The organism is Streptomyces sp. ICN903 (assembly GCF_022015835.1).
Lineage (GTDB): Bacteria > Actinomycetota > Actinomycetes > Streptomycetales > Streptomycetaceae > Streptomyces > Streptomyces fenghuangensis.
On sequence record NZ_JAKMAY010000146.1, the window covers coordinates 1 to 14311 of the forward strand.

Here is a 14311-nt window from a genome sequence, read left to right on the forward strand (position 1 = left end):
GGGTGGGCAGCTTGGTGCCCGGCCCCATCGCCCCCAGCACCCACCGCTGGCGCCCCGTGTCCCGTGTGAAGGCGTCGGCCACCTCGCGCGCCACCCGGGCCCCGGCCTCGGACAGCTCATACACCCGGCCGGCGATGTCGTACTCCGCCAGCGCCGCGTGGTTGGCGCCGAAGGTGTTGGTCTCCACACAGTCCACACCCACCGCCAGATACGCCTCGTGCACCGAGGCCACGATGTCGGGGCGGGTGACGTTGAGGACCTCGTTGCAGCCCTCCAGCTGCTGGAAGTCCTCCAGCGACGGATCGGCCGCCTGCAGCATCGTGCCCATCGCCCCGTCGGCCACCACCACCCGCGAGGACAACGCCTCACGCAGCAGTCGGGCTCTCGGTCCGGCCGCGGTCACGGCAGCTCCTTCAGATACGGGACGACCCGGGCCGCCGTCGGCACTCCGTAGGACGTGCGCAACCTGGCCAGGAGGGACTCGCGGTACAGCCGGTACTCCTGCGTGCCGATGTAGTCGAGGGCTGTCGCGGCGACGGTGCAGCCGAACCGTGCCGCGACCTCATGCGGGAGGTTCCAGGACAGGGCCGCGACGAATCCCGCCCTGAAGGCGTCGCCGACGCCCGTCGGATCGACGACGCCCTCGACCGGTACCGCCGGGACCTCGATGTCCGGCCGACCCTTCCGCCGAAGACGGACGCCCGCGTCGCCCAGCGTCGTGACCCAGCACCCGACGCGGTCGAGGATCTGAGATGTGCTCCAGCCGGAGCGCTCCTGGAGCAGCGCCGCCTCGTACTCGTTGCCGAACAGCCAGCGTGCGCCCTCGAGGAGCCGCCGGACCTCGTCCCGCTCGAGTCTGGCCAACTGCTGGGAGGGGTCGGCCGCGAAGGGGATGCTCAGGGCCCGGCAGGTGTCGGTGTGCCGGATCATCGCCTCGGGGTCGTCGGGTGAGATCACGACGAGGTCGAGGCGGCCCACCCGGGCGATCACCCGGCACAGGTCGATGGTGCGCGCCTCCGTCATGGCACCCGCGTAGAAGGTGGCGATCTGGTTCTGCACCCGGTCGGTCGTGCAGACGAACCGGGCGGTGTGCCGGCTCTCGCTGATGTGCACCGAGTCGGTGTCGATTCCGTGTTCCTTGAGATGGATGCGGTAGGGCTCGAAGTCGCCGCCTGCCGCGCCGACGAGCACGGGACGCAGGCCCAGCAACCCCAGTCCGTAGCAGATGTTCGCGGCCACTCCCCCGCGGCGGACTTCGAGCCGGTCGGCAAGGAAGGACAGCGAGACCCGTTCCAGCCGTTCGGCCAGGAGTTGGTCGGTGAAGACCCCGGGGAAGGTGAGCAGGTGGTCGGTGGCGATCGAACCGGTTACAGCTGTTCGCACGGTGCTGTCCCCCTTTTCCGTCAGTTCCGGCAGCCGGCCGCGGTACGCAGCCGCTGGGCCCGGTCGGTGCGCTCCCAGGTGAAGTCGTCCAGTTCCCGGCCGAAGTGGCCGTAGGCGGCGGTCTGCGCGTAGATCGGGCGCAGCAGGTCCAGGTCGCGGATGATCGCGGCCGGCCGCAGGTCGAAGACCTGCGTGATGGCCTGCTCGATCTTCTCCACCTCGACGGTGGCCGTGCCGAAGGTCTCCACGAACAGCCCCACCGGCTCGGCCTTGCCGATCGCGTAGGCCACCTGCACCTCGCACCGGGACGCCAGCCCGGCGGCCACCACGTTCTTGGCCACCCACCGCATGGCGTAGGCGGCCGAGCGGTCCACCTTGGACGGGTCCTTGCCGGAGAACGCCCCGCCGCCGTGCCGGGCCATGCCGCCGTAGGTGTCGATGATGATCTTCCGGCCGGTCAGGCCCGCGTCCCCCATCGGCCCGCCGATCTCGAACCGGCCCGTGGGGTTGACCAGCAGCCGGTACCCGTCGGTGTCCAGCTTGACGCCGTCCCGGGCGAGAGCGGTCAGCTCCGGTTCGACGACGAACTCGCGGATGTCGGGGGCCAGCAGTGCGCCGACGTCGATGTCGGAGGCGTGCTGGGAGGAGACCACCACGGTGTCCAGCCGCACCGCCTTGTCGCCGTCGTACTCGATGGTCACCTGCGTCTTGCCGTCCGGGCGCAGGTACGGCATGGCCCCGTCCTTGCGGACCTGGGCGAGCCGCGAGGACAGCCGGTGGGCGAGGGTGATGGGCAGCGGCATCAGCTCGGGCGTCTCGTCGCAGGCGTAGCCGAACATCAGGCCCTGGTCGCCGGCGCCCTGCCGGTCCAGCTCGTCCCCCCGCCCCTCCGGGGCGGCACCCTCGACCCGGGTCTCGTAGGCGGTGTCCACGCCCTGGGCGATGTCCGGGGACTGCGCCCCGATGGACACCGACACCCCGCAGGAGGCCCCGTCGAAGCCCTTCTTGGACGAGTCGTAGCCGATCTCCAGGACGGCGTTGCGCACCAGGGTGGGGATGTCGGCGTACGCGGCGGTGGTGACCTCGCCGGCCACGTGCACCTGGCCGGTGGTGATCAGCGTCTCCACCGCCACCCTCGCCCCGGGGTCCTGGGCGAGGATGGCGTCGAGGACGGTGTCGCTGATCCGGTCGGCGATCTTGTCGGGGTGGCCCTCGGTCACGGACTCCGAGGTGAACAGTCGGGAGGCCATCTCAGCTCACCCGCGTCTTGAAGAAGGTCCGGTCGATGGCCTCGAGGGTGCGGATCGAGTCGACCTCCAGGGTGTCCATGTCGATGGACTGCCCGCTCACCTGCTCCAGCAGGAAGACGAACTCGACGAAGGACAGGGAGTCGATGAGCCGGTTCTCGATGAGGTCCAGGTCGGGGGCGATGTCGTCACGGTCCGGGTGGCGCTTGACGATCCACGCCTTCACCTGGTCGAGTCCGTCGGTCATGGGGTCTCTCCTTTGGGTTCAGTGATGATGGGCGCGGCCACAGCGACCGCGTAGTCGACGTCGTGGCTGATGCTCACCGTGACCTCGGTGATCCCGGAGGCGGCGGCCATGCGGCCGGCTCCGCCGCGCAGGTGCACCAGGGGCCAGCCGCCGTCTGAGCGCCGCACCACGATGTCCAGCCAGGGCAGGAAGCGGTCACGCACCCGCAGGGTCTTGAAGGCCGCTTCCTTGGCCGCGATGCGTCCGCAGAGGCTGAGCACGTCCAGCCCGGTGGAGGTGCGGCAGTCCGCTATTTCGCCGGGGGTGAGCATTCGCTCGAAGAATTCCTCGCCGTATTCGTCGAGGAGGCGTCGGACACGCTTGACGGACACGATGTCCATGCCGAGGTTCGCCCAGCCCGGGCCACTGGGGGCGGGGTGGGCCGGCACGTCAGAGCACCGACCTGGCCCGCGCGACCGCTTCGGTGGCGGCCTCCCAGCCCCCGTGGCGCCGGGTGAGTGCCGACAGCCACCGCTCCAGGCCGAAGGCCACGCAACTGGTGAAGACGGGCCCGCCGGTGTCGGCGAGGGTGATGGAGCAGCGGTCTCCGAAGAAGTTGCGGTGGGTGTTGACCGAGGAGATGGCGAGGTCTTCGAAGAGGAACTCGTACTTGACGGGCACCAGGCGCTGCATGAGCGCCTTGGGACCGCCCTTGTCGTAGAAGGGGTCGCAGGCCGCTTCCCTGCGCAGGGGCAGATCGAGTGCCTCGGCGAACGCGGTGATCTTCTCGGCGAACGTCTCCAGGTGCCGCTGGGCGTGTTCCTTGCTGCCCATGGCCACGACCTCACGCATCCGGAAGCCGAGCTGGCGGCGCAGTTGCTCGTACCGCTCCTCCTTGCGGAAGCACCAGCCGACCACCGTTACCAGGGTGTCGGAGGGCACCGCCTGTCCCTGGTGGTGGAGGTAGACGCCGTAGCAGGAGGCCGAGGGCAGTCCCAGCGCGGCCGGCTGGAGCGCGTCGCAGGGGAAGCAGCCGGTCTCGCAGCAGAAGGGCGCGGACTCCCGGCGTTCCAGGTCCAGCGGGGCGACGACGACCGCCTGGTGGGGGAAGTTGTCGTAGTAGTCCAGCCGGGCCAGGTCCGCGGTGGGCAGCAGGGGCGGCAGGGTCATCACACGTGCTCCGGCAGCGACGCCCCAGCTCTCGAAGGTCTCGTCGAGCAGCCGCAGCAGGGCGGTGCCTTCCGGACCGAGGGCCGGAAGGCCGGCACGGTCGTCGATCGGACCCGGTGGTGTCCGGGTCTCTGCGGGTGTGGACATGCGGGCCTCTCAGAGAGGTCGGAACGCGAACGGGACTCGGAAGGGGCCGGTGGCTCAGACGGCCGGGAGGACGTCGTCGCTGAAGATCCCGGTCTTGAGGAAGAAGGCGAGCGGCTTGCGGATCGACCTGCGCTCGATCTCGCGCCGCCGCTCGTCTCCGAGGAGCGCGTTGCGCAGGGCCAGCGGGTCGGGGATGCCTGCGTCGCGGTAGACGTGCGGGTTGTACAGGGAGTTGAGGCTGAACACGACGTAGCGCTTGAGGTAGGCCTCGACCTCGGCGAGCCGCTCCGGGCCGACGGTCTCGCGCATCCGGGTGTGCAGCAGGGAGACGAGCTCGCGGCCGAAGGCGATGTGCCGCGACTCGTCCTGGTGGTGGATGCGGTTGACCTGCCGGATCGTGTCGCAGAGCGTCTCGTCCTGCGCCATGCGGGTGTTGTAGTGGTCGACGAGCTCCTCGAAGAACAGGATGCGCGCGAAGACCAGGAAGTTCTCCACCTCCGGCTCCCAGTCGGAGTCCGCGCGCATCGCGGTGGAGGGGTAGATCTTGTTCCCGTAGCGGCGGCAGAACTCGGCGAAGAACCACATGTGCTCGTTCTCCTCGCCGATGAAGTGGTGGAAGAAGTCCGAGGGGACCTCGAACCCGGGCATGTGGATGCGGCGCACGACCTCGATCAGCAGCTCGCGGATGCCGTGCACGTTGAGGCTGTAGAAGTTGACGCTCTCCCACTTCGAGAGCCGGCGCAGGGTCTCCTCGCCGAGTTCGTCGAACAGCGGGGTGCCGTACGGGGTGAGCAGTTCGGGGCTCATCCACATCCGGTTCTCGTCCAGCCGGTCGGGCCAGACGAACTCCTGGTAGGGGTTGTAGTAGTCCTCGATGGACTTCGTGCTCAGTCTGTCCAGGACTTCCTGGAAGCGGTCGGTGATCGGCAGGGCCGCGGTGGGCATGTTCCCTCCAGTCGTCTTCCGGTGGGTCGTCGGTCACGGGCGGGGGCGGGCCCGGCGGCTCAGGGCCTGGCCTCGTAGACGGCGTTGACCGGGGTCTCGGTGGCGCGGCGCCACCGGGTGAACCCGCCGGCCTCCGCGATCCTGCGGAACGTCTTCTCCCCGGCGTGGTTGCCCAGGGCGTACGGGCCGCGCTGGGCGACGGCGACCGGCAGGCACATCACGGCGGACAGGCTCATGAACATGCGGGCGGCCGGGGTGTCGCCGGTGACGTCGTCGGCGGAGGCGTTGGTCTCCACGAGCATCCAGGTGCCGTCCGCGGCGAGGGTGCCGCGCACATGGGCGGCGGCCGCCTCGGGATCGCCCATGTCGTGCAGGCAGTTGAAGAACGTCACCAGGTCGTAGTCGCGGCCGGGGTAGTCGTCGGCGGAGGCCGTCTCGAAGACCACCCGGTCGCCCAGTCCGGCGTCGTCGGCGAGCTGGCGGGCGATGGAGATCGCCTCTTCGGAGTAGTCGAAGCCGTACACGGTCGCGTTGGGGAAGGCCTCGGCGATCAGTCGCGTCGTGTGGCCGATGCCGCAGCCCACGTCCGCGACACGGCCGCCGTTCGCCAGCTTCTCCGTCACTCCGTCCAGGGCCGGCAGCCACTCGGGGACGAGGCGGTGCTGGTAGGAGGGCTGGAAGAGGCTGCCCATGCCGGTGTCCAGGGCGGGGTCGTGTTCGGCCCAGCCCACGCCCTCGCCGGTGCGGTAGGCGTCGATGAGCTGGTCCTCGGTGGCGTACAGGGCCTTGAGGGCGGTGAAGAAGCCGGCCGTGAAGGTGACCGCGGAGCTGTCGGCGAGGACGGGGGCGTGTGCCGCGGGCAGGGTGTACTGGTTGGAGCTCGGGTGCCTCTCGACGTAGTCGGCGCTGAGCTGCGCGTGGAGCCACTCCTCCGCGTAGCGGGGGGTGATGCCGGTGTGCTTGGCGAGTTCCTCGGGGGTGAGCGGGCCGTGCTCGGCGAGCGCCCGGTACAGGCCCAGACGTTCGCCCAGGGCCACGGTCAGTCCGCGGACGGCGGCGGCCGCGTCCGTGATCACCCTGCGGTGGAACTCGTCGGTTGCGGCGCCGGTGGGCGTGGCGCCGGTGGGCGTGGTGTTCATGAGGTGGCCTCCTCGGTGGTTCGCAGGTCGCAGGTGAACAGGAAGGAGCGGGGGACGCCGGGGACCTGGCGCGGCGGCACGGAGTAGGGCCAGCGCCCGAAGTCGGCGCCCTCCTCACCTGGCTGCTTCACCTCGCGCGGCGACCATCCGCTGTCCTCCAGCAGCCGCTCGGGCTCGTCGGTGCCGAACAGCCAGGGGTTGCCGTCCTCGTCGAGGGCGGACAGGAAGGGACGGGACAGGGGGTTGTCCAGCGCGGCCCGGCTGATCAGGTCTCCGACCAGGACGGAGCCGGCGGCGCTGGAGTCGGACAGGGTGGCCAGCAGGGTCCTCACGGACTCCTCGGTGAGGAAGAACAGCAGGCCCTCGACGACCCACAGGACCGGTTCCTCCGATCGCCATCCGGCCTCCTTCAGCGCCCCGGTCCACTGGCCGGTGAGGTCGACCGCGACGGAGCGGCGGGTGCGGCCGACGGGAGCCGGCTCGCCGGCGAGCATCCGCGCCTTGGCCTCCAGCAGGGCGGGGCGGTCGAGTTCGTAGACGGTGACGCCGTCCGGCCAGGGCAGGCGGTGGAAGCGGGTGTCCATGCCGGCGGCGAGGAACACCACCTGGCGTATGCCTCGTTCGGCGACGGTGCGGACGATCGCCTCGTCCATGTACTTGGTGCGGATGGCCAGGAACGGCACGGTGCCGGCGCCCGCGTACCGCTCGAGCAGAGCGAATCCGGTGTCCGCGGCCACGGTGCGGGCGTAGGGGTCGTGGAACAGCCGGTCCTCACGTTCGGACTCCAGGGCCCGGGCTGCGGCGGTCCACTGGGCTGTGCGGGATACGGCCTCCATGGGAGGTCTCCCTTCGTCTGGTGGTGTGGACGGTCGTGTCCGGCGTCAGCCGCGCAGGCAGGGCGCCGGGTCCATCGCCTCGGGCATCGACACGGGGCGGGCGGCGGAGCGGCGCTTGAAGATGCTGTGCAGGATCATGCTGAACACGACCGTCCCGTCTTCGGCCACCAGCCGGCACCTGGGCTGGACGATGCCGGTGGCGGGATTGCCCAGCGAGGGACGGGAGCCGAGGATCTCGACCTGTGCGGTGAGCCGGTCGCCGGGGCGTACGGGCCGGTGGAAGCGCATCTCGTCGATCCCCGGCGACCCCACGCACTCGCTGTAGACCAGCAGTCCGTCCACGTAGCGCCTCATGAACAGCGCCGCGGTGTGGAAGCCGCTGGCGACCAGCCCTCCGAACGGCGACTGCGCGGCACGCCGCGGGTCGGTGTGGAACGGCTGCGGGTCGAAGCGGGCGCCGAACTCCAGCACCTCCTCCTCGGTCACGGTGACCTGGCCCAACTCGTGCACGTCACCGGCACGGAAGTCCTCGAAGTAGCGCATGCCGTCCCCTCGTCCTCGGTCCATCGCTCCTTGGGCTGAACCAAATTACGAACGAGTCGTTTATTTTGTCAACCCAAAAAAACGAACCTCAGGCGGCCTTCAGCGCCTGCTCGATGTCGTCCCAGAGGTCGTCCGCGTCCTCGATGCCCACGGACATCCGCACCGCGCCCGGTGCGATTCCCGCCTCCCGGAGCGCACGGTCGTCCAGCTCCCGGTGCGAGGTGCTGGCCGGATGGGTCACCAGCGTCTCCACACCCCCCAGCGACAGGGCCAGCCGCGCGATCCGCAGCCCCTCGACGAAGCGGCGTCCGGCCTCCCGCCCTCCCCGCAACTCGAAGGAGAGCATCCCTCCGAAGCCGGACAGCAGCGCGCGAGCCCGCTCGTGGGACGGATGCCCGGGCAGACCGGGCCACTGGACCCGCGCCACGGCCGGATGCGCCTCCAGCCGCTCCGCCAGCACCGAGGCGTTGGCGCAGTGCCGGCTCATCCGCAGCGGCAGGGTCTGTATGCCCCTCAGCGTCAGCCAGGCCGCGAACGGGTCGGCGGTGGAGCCCAGTTCGACCGCCCTGGTCCACACGGTCCCGTGGAGCGCGTGGTCGGCGAAGACGGCGGCGCCGCCGACCACGTCGGAATGACCGCCGAGGTACTTGGTCGTGGAGTGGACCACGATGTCCGCGCCGTACTCGATGGGCCTGCACAGCACGGGGGAGGCGAGGGAGTTGTCGACCACCGTGACGACTCCGCGGGCTCCGGCCGCGGCCAGGAGACCGGGCAGGTCGGGGATCTGGCCGGTCGGATTGGCGATGGTCTCCAGGAACAGCAGCCGGGTGGTGGGACGGACGCGCGCCTCGAAGTCCGCCGCGTCCTCGGCCCGGATCCGATCCACGACGACGCCGAACCTCTGGGCGAGGTCGGAGAGCACCGCGTGCGTGCCCCCGTACAGGCAGCTCTGCGCCAGCACATGGTCTCCGGGTCGCAGCAGCGCGAGCAGCGTGCCGCTGATCGCACCCATACCCGAAGCGGTGGCGATCGCGGCCGCGCCGCCCTCCAGGTCGGCGAGCACGCGCTCCAGCACCTGGACGGTGGGGTTGCCGCGCCTGCTGTAGACGAAGTCGCCGCCCGGTTCCGCCATGGCGGCGGCGAGCTTGTCCACGGAGTCGAACGCGAACGCCGAGGAGCGGACGATCGGCACGCTCAGCGGCCTTCCGTCCCCCTGTGCCGCGGCGGCCGCGGCGTGCACCGCCCGCGTCCGCAGACGCGGCCCGCCGCTGTGCTGTTCCGTCTGTTCCCTCATGTCGGTCGTTCCTTCCGTCGCGGGATGGGAGAGCCGTGGTGAACGCGCGGGGCGGGGCGTCACGATCCGATCCGGCCGGAGGCGGTTCCGGGAGGGGGAGGCGTTTTCCGGCGCAACGGCGGATCGCGTTCCGCGGCGCCGCACGGGACGGCCCGCGCGGGGTGTCCGCGCCTTCCGCGGCCCGGGCACCCCGCGCGGGCGTCCGGGCACCGGCGGAACACAGCCGCACCCACATACCCCTCGGGGGTATGTGGGCACGCTAGCTCACCCCAGGGGGGTATGTGAAGAACCGCTTCCCGGTACCGGAGGCGGGAAGCGGACGACGGCAGGGACTCCGCTCACGCCGCCGGCAGCGGCGCGTGGGCACGGCCGGAGGCGGGAGCCGGGGGCGCGGCGGTCGCGCGGGCCGCACCGGTCACGCGGAAAAGGGGCGGCCGCTCGGGGAGAGGAAGCGGCGGCGGGCGCGGCCGCCCCGGCCCGGGCGTCGGTCAGCCCCAGGCGCAGGTGCTGGTCCCCGCGCGAGCGGGGGTGATCCGTGCGAGGCGATCGCCACGACGGGCCGCGCGGCCTGGTCCCCGCGCGAGCGGGGGATCCGGCGGACGGCACGCCGAGGGCGAAGCCGGGCCCCCGCTCTCCACGCGAGCGGAGGTGTTCCGGTCCGGGTAAGCAGCCGATGACCTCACGCGCGTCACCTCCGCGCGCAAGGCGTCGCTTTGCCTGAACGGTCTCAGCCGGTCAGCGGAGAGGACACACCCCATACTCTCGGAGAGTGCGGGAGACTTGGCGGTCCTGCGCATGGCTCGTCGGGGACTGGCTGAAGAAAGTCCCTGAGAAGTCCCTGAAGCCCCGGCGATCGGTTTCCCGCTTCCGTAACGGCAGGTCAGGACTTGATCGACTGTCCGGGAAGCCTGTAGGTCAAGTACAAGGAGACCGCCCGCGGCGGGCTCGCCGTCAACGTCATCGAGTGCTGAGAAGGCCGCCCTGACCTGCGATTCCTGACCTTTCGGAACTGTCGGGCCCTTTCTCGTCTACACAACGGAAAGTCCCTGGGAAGTCCCTCGGGCGGAGCGGGAATGCGTGAGGATCTCGGGGGCGGGACGGCGGTGGCGGTGCGGCTTGTCGCCGCTCGGAACGAGGTCGCGCTCCTCCCCGGTGTGCGCTCGTGGCCCGTACGACGTGGCCGGGGTGTGCCGTCGTCCGTGACGGCACACCCCGGCCCGTTCCGTGCGGTCGGTCAGCTGTGGATCACGATGGACCCACGGCTGATCGCGGTCGTCGCCGCGGCGTCGTCCGCGGCTTCCGGCTGGTTGTCGAACACGACAGTGCCGCTGTCGGCGTTCCAGACCTTGATCCGGTAGGTGTCGTCACCGCCGCTCTTGCCGGCGTCCACAACGGAGACCAGGAACCTGTAACCATCCTCGCCGTTGACCGTTCCGGTCCCCTTGTAGATCGCCCTGCTCCCGCTCACGACCAGCCAGTCGTACGACGTGGAGTGGAAGTTCAGGCTTCCCGCCTTGAACTGGAACTCGGTCTGCCCGTTGGGAGTGGTGGCGCCCTTCTGGTACTTCGAGACGAACCCGAACCGCCCGGGGCCACTCACCGAGGGATCGGCGGGGTAGGAGCCCTCGGTGACATCGATCCAGCCGCCGCCGGTGACGAAACCGGCCGACGGGTCGTAGACGACCACGTAGTTCGGCGAGCACTTCTCGTCGGATGCGCCGTCGTCGTCGGTCACCGTGAGGCAGATCGTGTAGATGCCGGCCGCCGTGTAGGTGTGGGAGCCGTCGACCTGGCCGCCGGCGGCCGTGGGCTCACTCGTGGAACCGTCCCCCCAGTCGATGGAGGCGGTGTGGGTGTCGTTGGCGCCGGAGTCGGTGTAGTCGGCGTCCAGGGACAGGGGAGTGCCGACCGCCACCGGGTCCACCGGAGTGGAGACCCCACCGATCACCGGCGCCACGTTCGTCACCGTCAGGTCGGCGGTGTCGGACACCGGCGCGTTGACGCCGTCGTCGGTGGTGAGCGTCAGTCGGTACCCGCCGTCGTCGGTGCAGGTGACGGTGGTCTCCAGGGCCGAGTCGTCCTCGAAGGAGCAGACCGCACCGGCGTCCACGCCGCTGACCGGCTCGTAGGTCCACTTATGGGTGAGCGGATCGCCGTTGACATCACTCGCGGTCGCGTCGAGGGCGACCGTGGAGCCCTCGGCTCCGGAGTAGGGCCCTCCGGGGTCGTTCACCGGCGGCGTGTTCTTCCAGGCGGCCTTGGCCGATGCGAAGGGTTCGCCGGCGTCGCACGTCCCGTTCCCGTTGACGTCGTAGCAGGCGCTGATCGAGTCGACTCCGACCGTCGTACCGGTGTAGGTGAAGGTCGCCCGGCCCGCGGTGTCGGTGGTGCCCGAGCCCGGGACGGCGTGCGCGCCCGCGGTCTGGAAGAGAATCGGCGCGCCGGAGACCGCCGGCGGCTCCGCACCGATCTCGGTGAGTGTCGCGGTGACGGTGTGGTCCGTGCCGGTGTCCAGGGTCGTCTCGACCGGGGTGAGGTCGAGCTGGTACGGCTTGGGCTGCGCACCCGGCTTGCACTGGGTCCCCGGGTCGGGCACGAATCCCACGCGCAGGTTGTCGACGAACGTCGCCGAGTCGAGGATGCGGTCGCCCTGGTCGAAGATGGACAGGTAGAGCGTGTGGGTGCCCGGGGTGACCTGTTTCGCGGCGGACAGCAGCGGGGTGGCCCCGTCGTAGGTGGTGCCCGCCGCGTTCTCCGAGCTGAAACCGCCGAGGCCGACCGCGTTGACGCTCACCACCTCGTTGTCGGCGTCGAAGGCGAAGTTGTTCGGCGCGTTGATTTCACTGCCCGACGTGGTCCAGTTGCTGTTGTCCAACTCCGCGATGAAGGCGTCGTTGAAGGCACTGCCCACCCACTCCGGGTATTCCTCGCTGTAGAACTGGAAGTCGAAGCTCAGACAGTTCGCCGTCTCGGGTACCCGCACGTCGACCGTGAAGACCGACACGTCGAAATCTGTGTTGCCCCGGACGTTTCCGCCGGACAGGTCGGTCGTCTTGTCCCCTTCCGTGTTCGGGTCGTCGGCCGAGGCGGCATTGCCGCTGGTCAGGATGGTGAAAGTGGAGCCGTTGGTCGGGAAGTTCGACAACGGCGAATCTCCGACTCCGTTGGCCACGGCACCGGCCAGGCTCTCGAATCCGGCACCGACGACGTCCGCTCCCGGTCCGGCCAGGGCCGAGGCCATGGCGTTCGCGTTCGAGTCGTTGCCGATGGCCGCGACGGCCGGTGAGGCCGTCAACAGCGTCGATGTTCCAGTGAGGGCCAGAAAGCCGGCACCGGCTATCAGACCCCGTGCCCACCTCCGCTTCGTGGCGTGCGGAAGCGATTTTCTCGACATGATCCCCCCAGCTGTCTCCGGAGGGCCGGAATGCGTTACGCGAAAGCGCCCCACTCCCGTGAGCGAGAAACAGGCCCCCTGGAACTCGCTTGACACCGACGGAAGCTAGCACGCTCCTGATCGAACGGGCAGATGAGCGACGCCGTCAGGTGTCGCACCGGAATCGGGAAACACATCTCTCCGCGCCCGCGCGCCGATTGACATTTTCCTCCCGCTCCCCCTTCACCGCTGCGAGAGGAGAAAGGCGTGAACTCTGGTGGCTTCTGTGAAACGAGTCGCCTTCCGTGCCGGCCGGCCTCCCGCACATCTCGGGACCGGAGGGGGCTCCTCTCCCCCGGGAAGCGCGCCCTGGGGGATCCAGTTCCGAGGGGACGTGGAGGGACGCTGTCACGTTGCCGGGCGTGAGGAGTTGCCGTCTTTCCGAACCGGGGCCGTGAATCGTTCCGGTGTGGCTCCCGGCCAAGGAGTACGCGCCGATGACCAGTGGGAACGTGACTGATACCGAGACCGTCGAGCCGTCTGAGCCGAAGATCGTCAAGAAGCGGCAGGAGCGCCCGGCCGGCGTCCGCTGTTGGCCGGCTCCCTCTCCGCGAAGGGATTGACCACCGGCGAGGTCCAGGGGTCCACCTCTCGGAGGTCTACGGCGCCGAGGGGCTCCCGGTCCGCCTGTTCGGCCGCACAGGGCCCGCGCCCCGCTCCGTCCCCGGTCCGTGCTCCCGGGCTGGGGACGGTGGTGTTCCGCTCCGTCCCCGTGGTCGCGCGATCGCGTCCGGCGCCGCAAGCCACCTTCCGGAAGTGATCCGGAACTTACGAAGGCAACTCATCACTCGCCACCTGCCCAATCGCGAGAGCTGATGGAAGAAATCGATGACCCTCCATCGCCCGTGGCCCCTGATCAGCGGTTACGTAGCGCAGGGAGAGTTCACGGCACCAGGGTCTTTCCGTAATCTTTGCGGAAACCATTGACAACCCATCAGGGCGAACCAACACTGTCGGCGTCGACAGGCCCCGACCGTTGTCGACCCGGGCCACCCCTGCCGTGGCCCGGCCCTCGGTCGCCGGCCGTGCGGCGACCGACCGATCGACCCCCACGGTCGTCGTACGGCACCGGCACACGGCGGCCGGCCCCGCCCGGGGCCGGCCGCCGAAGAGTCCGCAGGTCCGTACGCGCTGCCCGGCATCGCCGCCGATCCCTACGAGGAGGCACGCACATGCACGACGCACCCGCACAGCGGAAGAGACGCAGACCCGGCCGCATCGGGCTGTTGCCCAGGGGCAGCCGGTTCGCCCGGCTGAAGCTGCTCATCGCCAGTGCCTGCGCCGCACTGCTCGCGACCCTGGCACTCCCGCCCGGCGCCGCCCACGCCCAGACCGTCACCTCGAACCAGACGGGCAACCACGGCGGGTACTTCTACTCCTTCTGGACCGACGCCCCGGGCACGGTCTCCGCCACCATGGGGAACGGTGGCAACTACAGCACCTCCTGGCGCAACACCGGCAACTTCGTCATCGGCAAGGGCTGGAGCACCGGCGGCCGCCGGACCGTGACCTACTCCGGCAGCTTCAACCCGTCCGGCAACGCCTACCTGACGCTCTACGGGTGGTCCAGGAACCCGCTGGTCGAGTACTACATCGTCGACAACTGGGGCACCTACCGGCCCACCGGGACCTTCATGGGCACGGTCACCACCGACGGCGGCACGTACGACATCTACAAGACGACCCGGTACAACGCCCCCTCCATCGAGGGCACCAGGACCTTCGACCAGTACTGGAGCGTCCGCCAGCAGAAGCGGACCGGCGGCACCATCACCACCGGCAACCACTTCGACGCCTGGGCCCGGGCCGGAATGCAGCTGGGCAGCCACGACTACATGATCATGGCGACCGAGGGCTACCAGAGCAGCGGCAGCTCCAACATCAACGTGAGCTGACGGCGGCGCCCCGGCCGGGGCTCGCGCAGGGCCGCACCCGTGGCGCGGTGGCC

The 14311-nt window shown here is 70.1% G+C and carries 13 protein-coding genes; 1 reads left to right on the top strand and 12 read right to left on the bottom strand.

Annotation, left to right across the window (positions count from 1 at the left end; genetic code table 11):
* From L7D48_RS16275 to L7D48_RS16330, 12 genes are all read right to left on the bottom strand, one after another.
* Positions 1 to 403: homocysteine S-methyltransferase family protein (locus tag L7D48_RS16275; protein ID WP_237880169.1), on the bottom strand; the 403-nt coding region annotated here is incomplete at its 3' end.
* Positions 400 to 1383 (bottom strand): carbohydrate kinase family protein, encoded by a 984-nt coding sequence (locus L7D48_RS16280; RefSeq protein ID WP_237880170.1) that lies wholly within the window; start codon positions 1381 to 1383, stop codon positions 400 to 402. The genes L7D48_RS16275 and L7D48_RS16280, both read right to left, overlap by 4 nt.
* A gap of 20 nt (positions 1384 to 1403) precedes the next feature.
* Positions 1404 to 2633 (bottom strand): methionine adenosyltransferase, encoded by a 1230-nt coding sequence (gene metK / locus L7D48_RS16285; RefSeq protein WP_237880171.1) that lies wholly within the window; start codon positions 2631 to 2633, stop codon positions 1404 to 1406.
* A 1-nt stretch (position 2634) separates the two neighbouring features.
* On the bottom strand, positions 2635 to 2877 hold the full coding sequence (locus L7D48_RS16290) for a phosphopantetheine-binding protein (protein WP_237880172.1): 243 nt from the start codon (positions 2875 to 2877) through the stop codon (positions 2635 to 2637).
* Positions 2874 to 3257 carry a holo-ACP synthase gene (locus tag L7D48_RS16295; RefSeq protein ID WP_237880173.1) on the bottom strand — a complete coding sequence of 128 codons (384 nt, stop codon included), beginning with the start codon at positions 3255 to 3257 and terminating at the stop codon, positions 2874 to 2876. Before L7D48_RS16295 ends, L7D48_RS16290 begins: the two co-directional genes overlap by 4 nt.
* A gap of 49 nt (positions 3258 to 3306) precedes the next feature.
* The gene (locus tag L7D48_RS16300) at positions 3307 to 4173 is read right to left on the bottom strand and encodes a hypothetical protein (RefSeq protein WP_237880174.1); all 867 of its coding nucleotides are present in this window, start codon (positions 4171 to 4173) and stop codon (positions 3307 to 3309) included.
* Positions 4174 to 4227: 54 nt separating this feature from the next.
* Entirely contained in the window at positions 4228 to 5118 is an 891-nt protein-coding gene (locus L7D48_RS16305; protein ID WP_237880175.1) for a diiron oxygenase, read from the bottom strand.
* A 59-nt stretch (positions 5119 to 5177) separates the two neighbouring features.
* Complete coding sequence (locus L7D48_RS16310; RefSeq protein ID WP_237880176.1) at positions 5178 to 6257, bottom strand: trans-aconitate 2-methyltransferase; 1080 nt, start codon at positions 6255 to 6257, stop codon at positions 5178 to 5180.
* The gene (locus tag L7D48_RS16315; protein WP_237880177.1) at positions 6254 to 7093 is read right to left on the bottom strand and encodes an SAM-dependent methyltransferase; all 840 of its coding nucleotides are present in this window, start codon (positions 7091 to 7093) and stop codon (positions 6254 to 6256) included. The genes L7D48_RS16310 and L7D48_RS16315 overlap by 4 nt, the downstream gene beginning before the upstream one ends.
* Positions 7094 to 7138: 45 nt before the next feature.
* Positions 7139 to 7660, bottom strand: coding sequence for a MaoC family dehydratase (locus tag L7D48_RS16320; protein ID WP_237880178.1), 522 nt, complete (start codon positions 7658 to 7660; stop codon positions 7139 to 7141).
* A gap of 64 nt (positions 7661 to 7724) precedes the next feature.
* Entirely contained in the window at positions 7725 to 8930 is a 1206-nt protein-coding gene (locus tag L7D48_RS16325; RefSeq protein ID WP_237880179.1) for a PLP-dependent aspartate aminotransferase family protein, read from the bottom strand.
* 1234 nt (positions 8931 to 10164) lie between these two features.
* Complete coding sequence (locus tag L7D48_RS16330) at positions 10165 to 12225, bottom strand: choice-of-anchor L domain-containing protein (RefSeq protein ID WP_237880180.1); 2061 nt, start codon at positions 12223 to 12225, stop codon at positions 10165 to 10167.
* Between the two features lie 1310 nt (positions 12226 to 13535).
* Here L7D48_RS16330 and L7D48_RS16335 point away from each other — a divergent pair.
* A complete protein-coding gene (locus tag L7D48_RS16335; RefSeq protein ID WP_237880181.1) occupies positions 13536 to 14258 on the top strand; it encodes a glycoside hydrolase family 11 protein in 723 nt (240 codons plus the stop codon).
* The last annotated feature ends 53 nt before the right edge of the window (positions 14259 to 14311 follow it).

Bases quoted from the DNA above. Each gene is read 5' to 3' on its own strand.
- L7D48_RS16315 (WP_237880177.1), bottom strand. From the start codon at position 7,093: ATGGAGGCCGTATCCCGCACAGCCCAGTGGACCGCCGCAGCCCGGGCC.
- L7D48_RS16295 (WP_237880173.1), bottom strand. From the start codon at position 3,257: ATGGACATCGTGTCCGTCAAGCGTGTCCGACGCCTCCTCGACGAATAC.
- metK (WP_237880171.1), bottom strand. From the start codon at position 2,633: ATGGCCTCCCGACTGTTCACCTCGGAGTCCGTGACCGAGGGCCACCCC.
- L7D48_RS16305 (WP_237880175.1), bottom strand. From the start codon at position 5,118: ATGCCCACCGCGGCCCTGCCGATCACCGACCGCTTCCAGGAAGTCCTG.
- L7D48_RS16320 (WP_237880178.1), bottom strand. From the start codon at position 7,660: ATGGACCGAGGACGAGGGGACGGCATGCGCTACTTCGAGGACTTCCGT.
- L7D48_RS16325 (WP_237880179.1), bottom strand. From the start codon at position 8,930: ATGAGGGAACAGACGGAACAGCACAGCGGCGGGCCGCGTCTGCGGACG.
- L7D48_RS16310 (WP_237880176.1), bottom strand. From the start codon at position 6,257: ATGAACACCACGCCCACCGGCGCCACGCCCACCGGCGCCGCAACCGAC.
- L7D48_RS16300 (WP_237880174.1), bottom strand. From the start codon at position 4,173: ATGTCCACACCCGCAGAGACCCGGACACCACCGGGTCCGATCGACGAC.
- L7D48_RS16290 (WP_237880172.1), bottom strand. From the start codon at position 2,877: ATGACCGACGGACTCGACCAGGTGAAGGCGTGGATCGTCAAGCGCCAC.
- L7D48_RS16335 (WP_237880181.1), top strand. From the start codon at position 13,536: ATGCACGACGCACCCGCACAGCGGAAGAGACGCAGACCCGGCCGCATC.